Raw genomic sequence first — 16,726 nt, forward strand, 5'->3', positions numbered from 1 at the left:
GAGGCCCGCCTCCGGACTCAGAAGGCGGGCGAGGCCGCGACCGGGCCGGCCGCCCAGTGGTTCGGGCCGGTCGGCCACGTCCGCGACGGCGTCCGCTGCTTGAGCACGCTCTCCTCGGGCGTGCCCACGGCGCAGCGCGTGCCACGCGGCGGCACCTTCAGCGAGATCAGGTACTCGTCGAAGATGTCCGTCTGGCACTTGTCCTTGCCGTAGATGCGGTGTCCCCAGCCCTCGTATGTGAGCAACACCGCCTTGGACCCGAGCTGACGGGCCGCGTTGGCGGACCATATCCACGGGGTGGCCGGATCGTGCAGGGAATTCCCGAGCAGCAGCGGGGCGTCGCCCGTGTATCGCAGTGCGTGCGGCGCGTTTGTGGTCGGGTAGTTCATGCAGATCGGCAGATCGTCGATCGGGTACGGGTGGTACCCCGTGTCGGGTGCGAGCCGGTTGGAGACACGCATGAGCGCGGCGTACTCCGAGTAGTCACGCAGCTTGAGGTTGTAGTCCTGGCAGAGAACCGCGGTCGGCAGATACGCGACGTCACCCTCCACGGGCTGCCGTCCGGACAGCGGGGGCGCCCACTCCGGCTCCGGCCCGCCGTTCAACCAGTTGATCACCTCGCTCAGCAGGCGCCAGGCCGGCCCCTCGGTGCCCAGTGCGGCGTTGTAGATGACCTGCAACTCGGTCATCGTCTGGCCCGTGCTCGGGTACTTCAGCTCACCGCGCCGCGCCTTCTCCCGCAGGTCCTTCCAGATCCCACGGACGTCACGCCCATACAGGACGCAGGTGGTGTCCTGCTCGCACCAGCCGACGAACTCGTCGAACGCGTCCTCGACGGCGATCGCCTCGGTGGCCAGGAAGCCCGCGACACCGAGGCTGTGGTCCATGTTGCTGTCGAGCCCGAGGGCCCGGACGCGGCCGGGGAACAGCTCGGCGTACATCTGGCCGATCAGCGTGCCGTACGAGATCCCGTAGTAGGTGAGCTTCTCCTCACCCAGGGCGGCGCGCAGCGCGTCCAGGTCACGGGCGACGTCGGCGGAATCGACGTGGTCGTACAGCGGACCGGTACGAGCGCGGCAGTCGGCGTGCAGCTTCTTGGTGAACGCGTCCCAGGCGTCGAAGTCGGCCTGGCCTCTCATGACGGTGTGCGGCATCCGGTTGTACACCGACGCCGAGCAGATCACCGGGTTGCTGCGCCCCACGCCCCGAGGGTCGAACCCGACGATGTCGAACCGTCGCCGCAGTTCCTCGGTGTAGGACCCGGGAGCGCCGTACACGGCCTCCACGCCCGACCCGCCCGGACCACCGGGATTGATCACCAGCGAACCGACCCGCGCGGCCGGATCCGTGGCCTTCCGCCGCGCGACGGCGATGTCGACCTTCGCCCCGTCCGGCTTCGACCAGTCGATGGGCACGCTCAACGTGCCGCACTCGGCGGCGGGCTCCTCCTCACAAGGCGCCCAAACGATGGTTTGCGCCCTCGCTACCCCGGTGTCCGCATTGGCCACCGCGACCGGTAAAACCGTCACCATCGCCAGGAGGACGGCGAACCAAGAGATTCTTCTTCGCACAATGCTCCAGTCTCTAGTCGATCTTCTGTCGTAACGGGCGACGGTAGCGAATCACCACATATTCGAAGGCGGAAACAGGAGAAAATGGCAGTATTTACCGCAATAGGCATCCGGTCCGGTGGGATTCGCGCCCTGTCATCGACGTGGACGACGACACCGCCACGCGGACGTACGACCGGTGAAACAGGACCCGCCGGGTCCGCCTCGGGTCCTCTCACGAGCGCTTCGAATCTTCTGACGCCTGGTCCGGACAGCGAAAAAGCGCCCGACCACCAGAGGTGGCCGGGCGCGCTGCCTGCTTCGCCGGGGATGCCCCCGAAGGGATGCCTTCAGGCTGAACGGTCAGACCAGATCGAACCGGCCACCCTTGACGCCGGAGACGAAGGCGCTCCACTCACGCGGCCCGAAGGCCGACGCGGGAGAGGTCAGCTACCCGCGGGCGGGAACGCCTCGGGGTTCTTCTCCGGGTCGAGGGGGGCGTCCCAGGACGGGTCCTCGACGACCGTGCACGGTTTGACGGGGCCCTCGGCGAGCTGGAACGAGTACTGCCAGAGTGTTCTCGGCCTCTCCGGCCCCGAGGTCTGGTCCGCGTTCCCGGCGAACTGCATGACCACGCGCTGCCCCGCCTTGATCTCCTTCGTGTAGATCTTCACCCCGCCGGGAATCCTGTCGTACACCCTCTCCACGGGCGAGGTCTCAAGCGTCTTCCTCACCCGTGCCTTGACGGCGGGGTCCGTGCTCTTCAACTCCTCGGGGGTGAAGGCCGGCTCCCCCAGGGCCGTGAACCGCCCCGGGGCGCACCACGTTCCGGGCTTGAGGTAGGAGATGTCGGCCTCCACCCCCAGGTCGGCCAGATCCCGTTCGACCCGGTCGGGGTCGCGGAACTCCTTGATCTGCAGCGTGATCGACCCGTCGTCGCCCTGCGTCAGCGCGTACGCCGGGTTCCCCGCCCCCATCACCAGCGGTACGGCCACCAGCGCCGCGGCGGCGACGCCCGCGACCGCCGCCCCCGCCCCCGCCAGCAGGCGGCGGCGTGGCCTCGAACGGACCGGCCCTCGCGCGGCCCTCTCGCCGATCTCTGCCTTGAGCTCCATGAGCAGTCTCTCCTCGAAGTTCATCGGAGTCCTTCCATGACCTTGGGAGGGATGACGCCGGGAACGTGGCGCAGTGACCGGCGGGCGCGGTGCAGCCGGACCCTGGCGGTCCCCTGCCGGATGCCGAGTGCCGCAGCCGCCTCCGCCACGGAGAGCTGGTCGACGACGACCAGTTCCAGGACGGCGCGCTCGCTCTCGGGCAGTCCGGCCATGGCCTCGAAGGCCCGCCGGGCCGTGCTCTCCGCGTCCAGACGCTCCTCCATGCGCGACAGGTCGTCCGCGTCGAGGAGTCTGCGTCCGCCGATCCTGCTGGCGAGACGCATCTCACGTGCCGCCCGCCGCCGCTCGGCGGACAGGGTGTTGCGTGCCACGCCGTACAGCCAGCCGATCTCACTGCCCAGGCCGGAGCGGTAGGTGTGCGCCGAGTCGAGCACCGCGACGAAGACCTCGGCGACCAGGTCGGCCACCGTGTGGGGGTCGTCCACCCGCCGGGCCAGAAATCGCGTGACCGCTTCGACGTGGCGCCGGTAGAAGGCTTCGAAAGCCTCGGGGTCGGTGGAGATCTCCGCCAACCCCGTCTGTTTGAGGCGCACCGGCCATGTTCCCTTCGTCGTCCTCCCGAATACACCACTGCTTGGAAGGAGACCGACAAAGCGTTACATGAACGGGTGAATCAGCCTGTTGATGCCCACCTCGTAGGGGCCGAGGTCATGCCCAGGAACGGACGAGGGCCCGGACGGGCCACGCCGGGCCGGTCGGCATCGCGGCGGGGGGCGGGGCGGGATGGTCGGCGTCGCGGCGGGAGGGTGGGAGGGGCGGGGAGCGCCGCCCCGAGGCGTGGGCCGGGGCGGGGAGCGCCGCCCCGAGGCGTGGGCCGGGGCGGCGGTCGGCGCCTCGGGGGGCGCAGCCGTACGGTAAGGGCTACTCGGCGGCGGCGAGCTGGCCGCAGGCGCCGTCGATCTCGCGGCCACGGGTGTCGCGGACCGTCACCGGCACGCCGTGGTACTCCAGGCGCCGGACGAAGGCCCGCTCGTCCTCCGGGCGGGAGGCGGTCCACTTCGAACCCGGGGTCGGGTTGAGCGGGATCAGGTTGACGTGCACCAGCTTGTTCTTGATCAGCTTGCCGAGCAGGTCGGCGCGCCACTCCTGGTCGTTGATGTCCTTGATCAGCGCGTACTCGATGGAGACCCGGCGCTTGGTCCTGGCCGCGTAGTCCCAGGCCGCGTCGAGAACCTCGGCGACCTTCCAGCGGGTGTTGATCGGCACCAGCGTGTCGCGGAGCTCGTCGTCGGGCGCGTGCAGCGAGAGGGCCAGCGTCACCGGCAGGCCCTCGGCCGCGAGCTTGCCGATCGCGGGGACCAGGCCGACCGTGGAGACGGTGACGCCGCGGGCGGAGATGCCCAGGCCGTCGGGGGCGGGCTCGACCATGCGGCGGACGGCGCCGATCACGGCCTTGTAGTTGGCGAGCGGCTCGCCCATGCCCATGAAGACCACGTTGCTGACCCGCCCGGGACCGCCCGGGACGTCACCGGCCGCGAGCGCGCGGGCCCCGGCCACGACCTGCTCGACGATCTCGGCGGTGGTCATGTTACGGGTGAGACCCGCCTGGCCGGTGGCGCAGAACGGGCAGTTCATACCGCATCCGGCCTGCGACGACACGCACATGGTCGTCCGGTCGCTGTAGCGCATCAGGACCGACTCGACCAGCGCGCCGTCGAAGAGCCGCCACAGCGTCTTGCGGGTGGTGCCCGCGTCGGTGGTCATCTCCCTGACCGAGGTCAGCAGGCTGGGGAACAGCGCGGTGGCGAACTTCTCCCTGGCCGCGGCCGGAAGGTCCGTCATCAGCCCGGGATCGCCGTTGAACTTCTCGAAGTAGTGCCGGGAGAGCTGGTCGGCGCGGAACGGCTTCTCGCCCAGTTCTGCGACGACCGCCCGGCGCTCGGCCATGGTCAGGTCGGCCAGGTGACGGGCGGGCTTGGCCCGGCGCGGCGCCACGAAGGTGAGCTGGCCGGGTACGGGGGTCCCGGACGGGCTGACGGTCGACAAGTCCAACGCCTTCTCTCAACGGTTACGCGAATGCTCGAAGCGGTGCCCGACAGTGATCTAGAGTCCGGAGGTATGGCGACAAACCGCCCCACGGGCCCCGCGGGAGAGCGGGGAGACGGCGTCGAGGTCGTGCTCACCGACGTCAATCCCTACGGGAGCCGCACCCTGGTGGTCGAACGCGACGAGACCTCCTCGGTAGCTTACCTGTGCGGGCCGGGCGGAACGGTGCACGGAGCCGTCTGGCTGGCCAACCACCGGCCGGCCCCGGACGGGATCGACCCCGATCGCCTGAACTCCGCGCTGCCGCCGATGGCCCCGAGGGCGAACACCCGCCACCCCGGCGGCAGAGGACCCCTGGGCACGCTGAGGCCGCTGTGGTTCGAGGAGGGCGACGGCGTCGCCCTGTACGAGAACGACGAGCTGCTCGCGGTCATTCCTGGGTGGGCGGACATGAGCCGGGGGATGCCCGGCTACTCCCGCGACGCGCTGGGCGAGTCCCCGTTCGCATGGTCGCTGGAGGAGGCCTACGACGGCCTGGCCTCCCGGATCGCCAAGGCCCGCGCCTACTGGGAGTGGCGCGGAGGGGACGGCTCCTGGGCCTCGTTCCAGCAGTTCGTGATGGGCCACCTGGACCGCGCGGTCGGCACCGCGGGCAGGTTCTGGGACGCGGGGGGCGGGCGGATGCCCGCGGTGGGCATCACCGAGCGCCCTCCGGAGCGGGACAGGGAGCACACGATCCTGTCCACGGTCGGGATGAGCTGCCAGCGGATGCCCACCGTCGAGCAGTACATCGACCGGCCGGACGCGTACGCCCGGGTGGAGCTCGCCGTCGCCTCCCCCGGCGACGCCCGCGACGCGGCCCGGCTGTTCCTGTGGCTGGGGCAGTATCCGTGGCACTCGGTCACCTGGCTGGGCCACGGCCACACCGCCAAGTGGTACCACCGTCCCGAGACCTTCCCGCTCGGCTCCGCCTACGGCGGCGTGATGATGCTGACCGGGCTGCCGGGACTGCCCGACCTGTCGGGCTTCTCCTTCGGCGGCGACTCCGTGCAGTGGCTCTGGCTCATCCCGATCACCCCGGACGAGCTGAGCCTGGTCTCGGCCGAGGGCTACCGGGCGGTGCTCCCGCGCCTGTCCGCGACCCGGCTCACCCGGGCGGGCTGACCTGGCCGTACGGGACCCCGGGCGGGATCGGGCGAGTCACACCAGCAGGGTGAGCAGCACCCAGACCGGGATCAGCGCGGCCACCATGGAGTCGAGACGGTCCATCATGCCGCCGTGGCCGGGAAGCACGCTGCCCATGTCCTTGACGCCGAGATCGCGTTTGATCACCGACTCGACCAGGTCGCCGAGCGTGGCGAAGACCACCACGACCGCGCCGATGAGGACGCCCTTCCAGATGTCGTCCTCCAGCAGCCACGCCACCAGCCAGCCGCCCACCGCCATGCAGGCCAGCGCCGATCCGGCGAAGCCCTCCCAGGTCTTCTTCGGGCTGATCACCGGGGCCATCTTGTGCCTGCCGAGGGAGATCCCCGCGAAGTACCCGCCGATGTCGCTCGCGGCGGTGGTGGCGATGAAGACGACCACCCGGTCCGGGCCCTGGTCGGGGTCGGCGAGCAGCAGCGCCACGAACCCGGCGAGCAGGGAGGGGTAGACGACGACCAGGATGGTCGCGGTGATGTCGCGGACGTAGTTCTCGGTGCCCTGGAACATCCGCCAGATCATCAGCACGAGCACGGTCATCGCGAAGACGCCGACCAGCCAGGCGGTCCCGCCCCAGTAGGCGCCGGTCAGCATGGCGGTCATGCCGGCCAGGACCGGGACGAGGGGGACGGTGATGCCTCTGGCCTCGAACGACCTGACCAGTTCCGTCACGCCGATGCCCACCGCCGCGATCACCACGGCGAGGAAGAGCACCTTCACGAAATAGAGGGAGGCGATGATGACCGCCGCCAGGGCGAGCCCCACCGCCACCGCGACGGGGAGGTTCCGGCCGGTACGGCTACTGCCCGCCACGGGTTCCACAGGGGGTCCTACTTTCATACCTGCACAAAATCCTTGCCCCGCACGGACGACAACGGCCCGTACGGGACAAGGATCGTGGTTCAGACCTCGAGCAGCTCGGATTCCTTGTGCTTGAGCAGCTCGTCAATCTTGGCGACATGCTTCTGGGTGAGGTCGTCGAGCTCCTTCTCCGCCCGGCGCACCTCGTCCTCACCGGCCTCGCCATCCTTGATCAGCTTGTCCAGGGTCTCCTTGGCGTTACGGCGGATGTTGCGGATGGAGACCTTGGACTGCTCCGCCTTGTTCCGGGCGACCTTGATGTACTCCTTGCGGCGCTCCTCCGACAGCTCGGGGAAGGCCACGCGGATCACCGCTCCGTCGTTACCGGGGTTCACACCGAGGTCCGAGTTGCGGATCGCCTTCTCGATGGCGGACATCGAGCTCTTGTCGAAAGGCTGGATGATGACCATGCGCGCCTCTGGCACGTGGAACGAGGCGAGTTGCTGAATGGGGGTGGGTGTCCCGTAGTACTCAGCGTTGATCTTGTTGAACATCGACGGGGTGACACGACCTGTGCGGATGCCCGCGAAGTCGTCCTTCGCCACCGACACGGCCTTGTCCATCTTTTCCTCGGCTTCGAGGAGGGTTTCGTCGATCACAGTGGCTCCCTGTCTTCTCGGTCACTCCCCATCCTCACGCACTTCGCGGGACGTCATCACGCCGGAGGTCCACCCGGGACCGCCACGGTCGCGTACCGCTCGGCTCGTTTCGTCAGGTTCGCATCCTGTCCTCCGGTCGCTCACCACTCCTCACGCGCTTCGCGGGACGCACCTACCTCGCGTACCACTCCACTCGCTACGTCGGGCTCGCTCCCTTGCCGTACCGGCCCTGTCGCCGGGCCGGCTCGCCTGCCGGGCCGGCTCCGTCACCGGGCCGGGCTCACCAGCGTGCCGATCTTCTCACCACGTACCGCCCGCAGGATGTTGCCCTCGCCCATGAGGTCGAAGACCACGATGGGCAGGCTGTTGTCCATGCACAGGCTGATGGCGGTGGCGTCCATGACTCCGAGGCCCCGGGTCAGCACCTCACCATATTCGAGATGGTCGAACCTGACGGCGTCGGGGTTCTTGCGGGGGTCGGCGTCATAAACGCCGTCCACCTGGGTGCCCTTGAGCAGCGCCTCGGCACCGATCTCCAGCGCTCGCTGCGCGGCGCAGGTGTCGGTGGAGAAGAACGGCGAGCCGAGCCCCGCCCCGAAGATGACCACGCGCCCCTTCTCCAGGTGGCGGATCGCCCGGCGGGGCAGGAACGGCTCGGCGACCTGCTGCATGGTGATCGCCGTCTGGACCCGGGTGTCGATGCCCCGCTTCTCCAGGAAGTCCTGGAGGGCCAGGCAGTTGATGACCGTGCCGAGCATGCCCATGTAGTCGGCCCTCGCGCGGTCCATGCCACGCTCGGACAGGGCGGCGCCCCGGAACATGTTGCCGCCGCCCACGACGACCGAGACCTGCACGCCACCGCGTACGGCCTCGGCGATCGAGTCGGCGAGATGGCCCACGACGCCCGGGTCGATGCCCAGCGGCTCCCCGCCGGCGAACGCCTCTCCGGACAGCTTCAACATCACCCGCTTCCAGCGGAGCGGGTCCGAGTACGAAGAAACCGCCGGCGTAGCGGGTCCTGGATTCTCCTGCACGGCGGCGGCCTCCTCGTTTGGTGCTCTGCTTGAAGAGCGGATGTCAGGGATTAGGCCTGGCCGACCTTGAAGCGGACGAAGGCCTGGACCTTGACACCATTCTCGTCCGCGAACTTCGCGACCGACTTCTTGTTGTCCTTGACGAAGGACTGCTCAAGGAGGGTGAAGTCCTTGTACCAGCCGTTGATCCGGCCATCGACGATCTTGCCGATGGCGGCCTCGGGCTTGCCCTCCTCGCGGGTCATCTCCTCGAAGAGCGCGCGCTCCTTCTCGACGACGTCGGCCGGGACCTCGGCGGGGCTGAGGTACTTCGGGGCCATCGCGGCGGCGTGCTGCGCGATGTCCTTGGCGACGTCGGCGTTCGGGGAGTCGAGCTGCACGAGCACGCCGACCGCCGGGGGAAGCTGGGGATCGGTCTTGTGCATGTAGGCGCCGACGAAGCCGCCCTCGAGCACGGCGAACCTGCGGACCTCGATCTTCTCGCCGAGCGCGGCGTTGGCCTCGTCGAGGTGCGTCTTGACGGTCTTGCCGGCGAGCTCGGAGTCGAGCAGCGAGGGCACGTCGGACGGCTTGGTGGCCAGGATGTGGTCGACCACCTGGGCCGCGAGCTCCTGGAAACGCTCGCCCTTGGCGACGAAGTCGGTCTCGCAGTTGAGCTCCAGCAGCGCGGCGGCGGAGTCGCCCTCCTGCTTCAGGGCGACCAGGCCGTTGGAGGCGGTACGGGCCTCACGCTTGCCGACGTCCTTGGCGCCCTTGAGGCGGAGGATCTCGACCGCGCGGTCGAAGTCGCCCTCGGAAGACTCGAGAGCCTTCTTGCAGTCCATCATGCCGGCGGCGGTCAGCTCACGAAGCCGCTTGACGTCGGCCATGTTCACGGAAGCCATTGTCTTTTCCTCGTGGGAATCGTCGTGGATCGGGTGGGTGCCCCCGTCTGAGCGGCACCCACCCGGAAGGGTCTTGCGGGTCGTACGGCCGGAGCCGTACGAGAGTGACCTAGGCCTGCTTCTCGGTCTTCTCGGCGGACTCGTCCTCGGCGGCGGGAGCGTCCGTCGCCTCGGCCGGAGCCTCCGCGGTCTCGGTCGCGGCGGCCTCGGTCTCCGCGGCCTCGGCGGGGGCCTCCGCGGTCTCGGTCGCCTCGGCGGCCGGGGCGCTGTCGGCGCCGCCCGCGAGCAGCTCCTGCTCCCACTCGGCCAGCGGCTCGGCGCCACCGGCGACGGCCGGCTTGTCGTCGCCGCGGTTGGCACCGGCGCGGGCCATCAGACCGGCGGCGACGGCGTCGGCGACGACGCGGGTCAGCAGGCCGACGGCGCGGATGGCGTCGTCGTTACCCGGGATCGGGTAGTCGACCTCGTCGGGGTCGCAGTTGGTGTCGAGGATGGCGACCACCGGGATGTGAAGCTTGCGGGCCTCGCTGATCCCGATGTGCTCCTTCTTGGTGTCGACGACCCACACGGCGCTGGGAATCCGGGACATGTCGCGGATGCCGCCGAGGGTGCGCTCGAGCTTCTCCTTCTCGCGGCGGCGCATGAGGAGCTCCTTCTTCGTGAGCCCCGAGGCGGCCACGTTGTCGAAGTCGAGCTCCTCCAGCTCCTTCAGGCGCTGGAGCCTCTTGTGCACGGTGGAGAAGTTGGTGAGCATGCCACCCAGCCAGCGCTGGTTGACGTACGGCATGCCGACGCGGGCGGCCTGCTCGGCGATGGCCTCCTGGGCCTGCTTCTTCGTGCCGATGAACATGATCGTGCCGCCGTGCGCGACGGTCTCCTTGACGAAGTCGTAGGCCCTGTCGATGAAGGCCAGCGACTTCTGGAGGTCGATGATGTAGATGCCGTTGCGCTCGGTGAAGATGAAGCGCTTCATCTTCGGGTTCCAGCGACGGGTCTGGTGGCCGAAGTGCACGCCGCTTTCCAGCAGCTGTCGCATGGTGACGACGGGGGTGGACATTGATCGTCCTCCAGATCGGGGCGCCCATCTCTGGGCGCTGTTCTCGGTTGGACGCGACAGCCTGCGGCTGTCGCCCTGATGCCCCGAACAGGATCCAGCCGGGCTCTCGCCCGGACCGAGGGACCCCGGTTCTTGACGGGGCATGCGAAGTCGGCCCATGACTCACAGGCCTCCAAAAGTGTACCCGCAACCGCGCCTCTTCCCGACCTTCGGCCGTCAGGCTGCCTTTACCCGTCGCGTGGAAGGCCGTGCGGGCGGCGCCGGGCGCGGGGGAAGAGGCTGATCTGCGCCTCGGCGACCCGGGCGCCGGGCGGGGCGTTCTCCCGGTCCCTCACGGTGGTCTTGTAGGGGGCGAGCAGCTCGTCGATCCGCTCGTTCAGCATCCTCAGCTCCTCGGCGTCGACCAGCATGACGGCGCGGTTGAACATCGCGGCCTCGCGCCACTCGCGTGACTCCCGCTCAAGGCCCTCCAGCGCCCTGCTCGCCTCGTCCGCCGCCTGCTCCCGGAACGCCTTGATCAGGAACTCCTTGGCGCTGCGCACGTCCGGGCCGTCGTCGGGATCGGGGCTGACGCTGAACCCCCCGGCGCTGGAACGCCACAGGCGCTCCCTGCCGTCACCCCGGCCATCCCCGCGCGCGGGCGCGTCCTCGACGAAGCCGTACTTGGCGAGCATGCGCAGGTGGTAGCTGGCCGCACTGGGGGTGATCCCGACGACCTCGGCGACCTCGGTCGCGGTGCAGGCGCCCTCGGCCTGGAGCCGGTTCAGGATCGCGAGCCGCGCGGGGTGCGCCAGGGCGCGCATCGCCGTGGGATCGGTGAGGGACTTGCGCCCCGATGCCTCGGTCATGTGCAGACCGTACCCACTCCATATGTGAAGCATTGCCTTCACAACTATGAAGGGTTATCTTCACAGTTGTGAAGCATTCCCTTCAGAGTTTCCGGAAGCCGGAAAGGGGCCGATTCCCATGACCTCCGGGTCCCCCGCGACCAAGCCGGTGCCCCTCAGGAAGCAGCGCGACTACCGGCTCCTGCTCTCCGCCCGCGCCGTCACCGAGACCGGCACCGAGGTCTCCCGGCTCGCGGTGCCGCTGACAGCCGCCGTCCTGCTCGGCGCCTCCCCGGCCCAGATGGGCGTGCTCACCGCCGCGACCTCGCTGCCCTACCTGCTGATCGGGCTCCAGGCGGGGGCCCTCGCCGACCGGCTGAGGCGGCACCGGCCGGTCATGGTCGCCTGCGACACGGTCTCGGCCGTCGCCATGGCCACGATCCCGGCGGCCTGGATCACCGGGCTGCTCAGCGTGCCGTGGCTGATCGCGGTGGCGTTCGTCGTCGGCACCTGCTCGGTGATCTTCCGGGCGGTCAACTTCCCGCACCTGGCCACGGTGATCCACGAGAGCCAGCGGACCGAGGCGCTCGCGGGCTTCCAGTCGGCCTTCGCCGTGGCGACCGTCGCGGGACCCGGCCTGGCCGGACTGCTCGTCCAGCTGATCACGGCCCCGTTCGCGATCCTGGTCGACGCGGTGTCGTTCCTGGCCTCGGCGTTCCTGATCAGGTCGATCAAGGCGCCGGAGAACCACACGCCCGCCGCTCCGCGCGGCATGTGGACCGAGATCCGCGAGGGTCTGGGCACGGTGGCCGGGCACCCGGTGCTCCGCGCGCTCTGCGCCGCCGGAGTCACGATCAACTTCTTCGGCAGCGTGTACATGGCGCTGTTCGTGCTCTACGCGCTCACCGCGGTCGGCCTGCCCGCGGGGCTGGTCGGCGCCGTCACCGCCTGTTTCGGCGTCGGCGGCCTGCTCGGCGCGGCCGTCGTCCCGCGCCTGACCCGGCGGTTCGGCGAGAACCGGGTGCTGGCCTGCTCCGTGCTGCTCTTCCCCGTCGACTTCGTGGTCGCCGCGCTCGCCTCGGGACCGGTGTGGCGCAGCTTCCTCCTCCTGGCCGCCAGCGCGGTGACCTCCGGCATCGCCGTCGTGGCCTTCTCCGTCTGCATGGGCGCCATCACCCTGCGCGAGACCCCCGCCGAGCTACGCGGCCGGGTCAACGCCACGCAGTCGTTCATGATCCAGGGGGTCCTCACCCTCGGCGGCCTCGCGGGCGGCCTGGCGGGCGAGCTGCTCGGGTTGCGCCCGGTGTTCTGGATCTCCGCGGCCGGGGTCCTGACCACGATCGGGTGGATCTGGCTCTCTCCCCTGCGCCACTCCCCCACCCCCGTCCCCACCGCCGACGCCCCCGACGCCCCCGCCCGAACCCGATGACCCACGGCGGGCGGGCCGCTCGCTCCCGCAAGCAGGACTGCGCGGAGACCACGCACGGCTGCACGGAAACCACGCACGACTGCACGGAAACCATGCACGACTGCGCGGAGACCACGCACGACTGCGCGGAAACCATGCACGACTGCGCGGGGACCATGCACGACTGCGCGGGGACCACGCATGGCTGTGAGGGGACCACGGCCTCACCACCAGGCTGGAGGATGCTCACCCCGCTCCGGAGGCGGGCTCGACCAGTACGGTGACACGCCGTCGACGGTGCCGGGCGGCCGGACATAGGTCAGCCGTCCGAAGGCGCTGTCCGTCTCCTCGAGCATGCCGGTGACGTCAGGCTCCGGCGTGGCCGCTCCACCGACCCGGCCCAGGTCGTCCAGCCACCGCGCGGTCCGGGCCAGGGAGAGCTCCACTCTCCAGGATCCGCCCTCGGTGGACCGGCGGAGCAGGGCGGCCATCGCGCCGAAGGCGGCCAGGTGGCCGGTGGCGTGGTCGAGGACCTGCGCGGGCAGCGGGTGCGGCCGTGATCCGTCACCGCCCTCGTGGGCGATGCCGGACACCATCTGCACCAGGCTGTCGAACCCGCGCCTGCCCGCCCACGGCCCCCGCCCGCCGTACGCCGAGATGTCGACGCACACGATGCCCGGCCTGATCTCGGCCAGTCTCCGAGGGCCGAACCCCAGCGCTTCGAGGGCACCGGGCCGGTAGGACTGCACGAACACGTCGGCCTCCGCCACCAGGTCGCGCAGCGCGGCGCTCCCGGCCGGAGTCCTCAGGTCGAGGTGACAGGACCGCTTGCCGAACGCGGTGCCGACCACCAGCCCCGGCACCTCGGGAAGGTGCCGGGCACCCACCCTGAGCACCTGGGCCCCGTGGGCGGCCAGCGTGCGGGTCGCCACCGGCCCGGCGATCACCCTGGTCAGGTCGAGCACCCGCACCCCGTCGAGCGCCCGCCCTCCCCCGCCTCTCGGAGCACCACCCCTTGGAACACCGCCTCTCGGAACGTCGATCCCCGGACCACCGGTCCCCGGACCACCGATTCTCGGACCACCGGGATCGCCGATCCGGGTCAGGTGGACCAGCGGCGACGCGGCGACCGCCCGCGACTGCGGGTGCTCACGCCATCCGGCCCGGTCGCGCATGGCCGCCGCGCATCCTCCCGCCGCCGTCACCGCCTCCTCGACCTCGACGGCGGTACGCCCGGCGCAGGCGCGTTCGACGCCGTCCCTGCCCGTGCCGTCGGGCAGTCCCAGCGCCGCGAGGGCCGCGTCACGGTGGTGGTCGAAGTTGCAGTGCAGCCGCACCCAGCCGTCGGCGGTGCGGTAGTCGCCGGAGAGGGAGGCCCACAGATCCATGGCGGCTCCGTCGATCCTGAAGTGACGCTCGTCCAGGAAGGCGATCGTCGCCTCCCGCACGTCCACCGCCGCCCGGCCCCCGCCCCCTTCGAGCGCCACGGCCGCCGCGGTGGTGGCCCCGACGGCGACGGCGGCGGCGGTGCCCACCCGGAAGACGGAGGGCAGCACCGGATCGTCCCCGGTCACCCGGACCGGCGGCAACGCGACGCCCACCTCCCTGGCCAGCTCGCGGATACGCTCTTCGACCACCTGATCCCCCATTCACACTCGGCGTTCCTGGGCTCTCTTCACCCTGGCTCTCTTCACCCTGGCTCTCTTCACCCTGGCTCTCTTCGCCCTGGCCTCAGCGTCCTCGGCCACGTCCCCGGCCGCTTATCCACAGAATCCCATTCGGCTCACACTCGACCCATCATGAGTCTTCATGCTCACGGGCATGAAGACCGTCCACACCGTGGGGCTGCGAGCCCTGCTGTGCTCGCTGATCCTGGCCACACCGACGGCAGCGGACGCCCGTCACGCGACCTCCCTCGCGCACCCCACCGGCGTGACCGGCCACGCACCCGGCCCCTACCGGTCTTACGGGCCTTATAGGTTTTGCAGGTCTTATAGGTCTTGCAGGTTTTACGGCGTGACGACTCCCGCGACCATCCCCACCTCCGTCCGCGCCGGTGCGCGCGGCCCGGTGAGGACGACGCGCCCGACTGGAGCACCCGCCTCCTCTTCTCGCTGGGAATGGCCGCTCGCGGGACGGCCACGGGTGCTCAGGGGCTTCGCACCACCGGCGCAGCCGTGGCTGGCGGGCCACCGGGGCACCGACCTCTCCGCGCCTCCCGGAGCCGGGGTGCGCGCCGCGGGAGCGGGAACGGTCGGTTACGCCGGGCCGCTCGCCGACCGGGGCGTGGTGACCGTGCTCCACCCCGGTGGCCTGCGGACGACCTACCTGCCCGTCCAACCCTCGGTGCGGCGCGGGCAGGCGGTCGCCGCCGGCGAGGTGATCGGCACCCTCCAGGACGTCCCCGGGCACTGCCCCGCCGCCTGCCTGCACTGGGGCCTGCTCCGCGACCGCGCCTACCTCGATCCTCTGCTCCTCCTCGGCCACGGCCAGGTCCGCCTCCTCCCCCTGTGGCCCGCCCCGCCCTCGCGACCCGCTCCATGACCCGCAGACCCTTCCCGTTCTTGGGCTCGACCGGCGAGAGCCCGTCGTGGCCCGAGAATCGCGGCCCGAGAGCGGGCTATCCGCCGGGAGGGCGGTCGGGGCGGAGGCGCCAGCCCTGGGAGACGCGTTCGACGTAGCCCGCGGCCGCCAGGCCACCGAGGCAGGAGAGCACGGTCTCCAGGTCGACGCCCGCGGCGACGGCTATCGTCGCGGGCCCCACACCGATCCGGGTGGGCATGGCCTCGACGACCTTCCGGGTCTCCGGGTCGAGCCGGTCGCGGGGAAGCACCGGACCACGCGCCTCGGGGGCCAGGTCGGCGCCCATCGTGCCGACGAGTTCGATCACCTCCTCGGGGCCGGTGACGCAGATGGCCCGGCCCTGGCGGATCAGCCGATGGCACCCCGCCGAGAACTCCGAGGTCACCGGGCCGGGCATCGCGGCCAGATGACGGTTGAGCGTGATCGCGTGCCCGGCGGTGTTGAGCGCCCCGCTGCGCACGGCCGCCTCGACGACCACGGTGCCCCTGGACAGGGCCGCGATGACGCGGTTTCTGATCAGGAACCGCGGCCGGGTCGGGTGCGCCCCCATGGGGCACTCGCTGACCAGCACCCCCCGCGCCCGGATGGCGGCGAACAACTGCTGGTGCGCGCTGGGGTAGGCGACATCGGCGCCACAGGCGAGCACGGCGACGGTCGGCCCCTCACAGGCGAGGGCACCTCGATGGGCGGCCCCGTCGACGCCGTAGGCGCCCCCGGAGACGACGCCCCACCCCCGCTCGCTCAGCCCCGCCCCGAGCTCCGCCGCCACATGCGTGCCGTACGGCGTGGCGGCTCGGGAACCGACGACCGCGACGGATCTGAGGCAGGAGAACCGCAGGTCGGCGTCGCCGTGGAGCCAGAGGCCATAGGGCCGGGAGTCTCCCAGGTCGTCGAGCTGGGTCGGCCACTCGGGATCGCCGGGAACCACCAGCCTGGCTCCTATCCGCTCGCCCTCGGCCAGGTCACGCCCGGGGTCGGCCGCCCTCAACCGGGCCGCCCAGGAGGCGACCATCCGATCCAGCCTGGCCGCGAGCCGCTCATCCCGCGCGGCCTCCGAGCCGTTGTCCGCTCCAGACCGGCCGCCACCGGATCGGCCGCCGGACACACCTGGTCTCCCGTGCCGCACCGCCTCCGAGTCGTCACGCTGGAGCGGTCGTTTCCCGGATGGGCCGGATGCCCCGTCTCCCTGCTCCGGGCTCCCGTCACACGACCCCTCGCCCGCAGCACGCGGAGGAAGCCGTTCGCCGGATGAGCCGGACCGTCGGCCCAGCGGCCCCGGACTCCCGCCATGCCGGCCCGGGCTCTCGCCATGCCGGCCCGGACTTCCGCCGTGCCGCGCCGGGCTCTCGCCACCCGGACCGGGATCTCGGTCATGGAGACATGGGACCACCTGACGTGGACCGGAGCTCCCGGCCGGTGGGCCAGGGCTGCCAGCCGCCCGGCCGGGATCTCCGGCCTGGCGGCCGTGCGTGTCGACGAACCACCGGGTGAGACCCGCGTCCGCGGCCCCTCTCCGGACCAGGGCGACGGCGGCCTCGGGGCCATACAGGGCGACGAGA

At 70.8% G+C, this 16,726-nt stretch carries 15 protein-coding genes; 3 read left to right on the forward strand and 12 right to left on the reverse strand.

All coding sequences use genetic code 11. The features are described from left to right. Positions 1 to 17 precede the first annotated feature (17 nt). The 4 genes from ACFFRH_RS29030 to rlmN form a co-directional block, all read right to left on the reverse strand. A complete protein-coding gene (locus ACFFRH_RS29030) occupies positions 18 to 1,415 on the reverse strand; it encodes an alpha/beta fold hydrolase (RefSeq protein ID WP_386160963.1) in 1,398 nt (465 codons plus the stop codon). 581 nt (positions 1,416 to 1,996) lie between these two features. Further along, entirely contained in the window at positions 1,997 to 2,689 is a 693-nt protein-coding gene (locus tag ACFFRH_RS29035; protein ID WP_386160953.1) for a hypothetical protein, read from the reverse strand. Further along, complete coding sequence (locus ACFFRH_RS29040; RefSeq protein ID WP_386160954.1) at positions 2,686 to 3,258, reverse strand: RNA polymerase sigma factor; 573 nt, start codon at positions 3,256 to 3,258, stop codon at positions 2,686 to 2,688. The genes ACFFRH_RS29035 and ACFFRH_RS29040 overlap by 4 nt, the downstream gene beginning before the upstream one ends. A 328-nt stretch (positions 3,259 to 3,586) precedes the next feature. Next, positions 3,587 to 4,711: a dual-specificity RNA methyltransferase RlmN gene (gene rlmN / locus ACFFRH_RS29045; protein ID WP_386160955.1), complete on the reverse strand. Its 1,125-nt coding sequence runs from the start codon at positions 4,709 to 4,711 to the stop codon at positions 3,587 to 3,589. Between the two features lie 72 nt (positions 4,712 to 4,783). Between rlmN and ACFFRH_RS29050 the strand changes: the two genes are divergently transcribed. Beyond that, positions 4,784 to 5,875 (forward strand): suppressor of fused domain protein, encoded by a 1,092-nt coding sequence (locus tag ACFFRH_RS29050; RefSeq protein ID WP_344746384.1) that lies wholly within the window; start codon positions 4,784 to 4,786, stop codon positions 5,873 to 5,875. A gap of 36 nt (positions 5,876 to 5,911) precedes the next feature. Here ACFFRH_RS29050 and ACFFRH_RS29055 read toward each other — a convergent pair whose 3' ends face one another. From ACFFRH_RS29055 to ACFFRH_RS29080, 6 genes are all read right to left on the reverse strand, one after another. After that, complete coding sequence (locus ACFFRH_RS29055; RefSeq protein WP_344746385.1) at positions 5,912 to 6,736, reverse strand: phosphatidate cytidylyltransferase; 825 nt, start codon at positions 6,734 to 6,736, stop codon at positions 5,912 to 5,914. 80 nt (positions 6,737 to 6,816) lie between these two features. Then, positions 6,817 to 7,374 (reverse strand): ribosome recycling factor, encoded by a 558-nt coding sequence (gene frr / locus ACFFRH_RS29060; protein WP_344746386.1) that lies wholly within the window; start codon positions 7,372 to 7,374, stop codon positions 6,817 to 6,819. A gap of 266 nt (positions 7,375 to 7,640) precedes the next feature. Then, entirely contained in the window at positions 7,641 to 8,408 is a 768-nt protein-coding gene (gene pyrH / locus ACFFRH_RS29065; RefSeq protein WP_386160956.1) for a UMP kinase, read from the reverse strand. Positions 8,409 to 8,458: 50 nt separating this feature from the next. Next, positions 8,459 to 9,292 (reverse strand): translation elongation factor Ts, encoded by an 834-nt coding sequence (gene tsf, locus ACFFRH_RS29070; protein ID WP_344746387.1) that lies wholly within the window; start codon positions 9,290 to 9,292, stop codon positions 8,459 to 8,461. Between the two features lie 109 nt (positions 9,293 to 9,401). Beyond that, the gene (rpsB, locus tag ACFFRH_RS29075; RefSeq protein WP_344746389.1) at positions 9,402 to 10,349 is read right to left on the reverse strand and encodes a 30S ribosomal protein S2; all 948 of its coding nucleotides are present in this window, start codon (positions 10,347 to 10,349) and stop codon (positions 9,402 to 9,404) included. Between the two features lie 227 nt (positions 10,350 to 10,576). Then, positions 10,577 to 11,197, reverse strand: a complete 621-nt coding sequence (locus ACFFRH_RS29080; protein WP_344746391.1) for an ArsR/SmtB family transcription factor — start codon at positions 11,195 to 11,197, stop codon at positions 10,577 to 10,579. 118 nt (positions 11,198 to 11,315) lie between these two features. Between ACFFRH_RS29080 and ACFFRH_RS29085 the strand changes: the two genes are divergently transcribed. After that, positions 11,316 to 12,605, forward strand: coding sequence for an MFS transporter (locus ACFFRH_RS29085; protein ID WP_344746392.1), 1,290 nt, complete (start codon positions 11,316 to 11,318; stop codon positions 12,603 to 12,605). 203 nt (positions 12,606 to 12,808) lie between these two features. Here ACFFRH_RS29085 and ACFFRH_RS29090 read toward each other — a convergent pair whose 3' ends face one another. Then, positions 12,809 to 14,221 (reverse strand): CoA transferase, encoded by a 1,413-nt coding sequence (locus tag ACFFRH_RS29090; RefSeq protein ID WP_344746393.1) that lies wholly within the window; start codon positions 14,219 to 14,221, stop codon positions 12,809 to 12,811. A 379-nt stretch (positions 14,222 to 14,600) separates the two neighbouring features. On the opposite strand from ACFFRH_RS29090, the gene ACFFRH_RS29095 reads away from it, so the two are divergent. After that, entirely contained in the window at positions 14,601 to 15,128 is a 528-nt protein-coding gene (locus tag ACFFRH_RS29095; RefSeq protein WP_344746394.1) for a murein hydrolase activator EnvC family protein, read from the forward strand. 76 nt (positions 15,129 to 15,204) lie between these two features. Here ACFFRH_RS29095 and dprA read toward each other — a convergent pair whose 3' ends face one another. After that, positions 15,205 to 16,272 carry a DNA-processing protein DprA gene (dprA, locus tag ACFFRH_RS29100; protein ID WP_344746395.1) on the reverse strand — a complete coding sequence of 356 codons (1,068 nt, stop codon included), beginning with the start codon at positions 16,270 to 16,272 and terminating at the stop codon, positions 15,205 to 15,207. Positions 16,273 to 16,726: the final 454 nt, after the last annotated feature.

Origin of the sequence: Streptosporangium vulgare, from assembly GCF_042428775.1 — a bacterium.
Classification (GTDB): Bacteria; Actinomycetota; Actinomycetes; order Streptosporangiales; family Streptosporangiaceae; genus Streptosporangium; species Streptosporangium vulgare.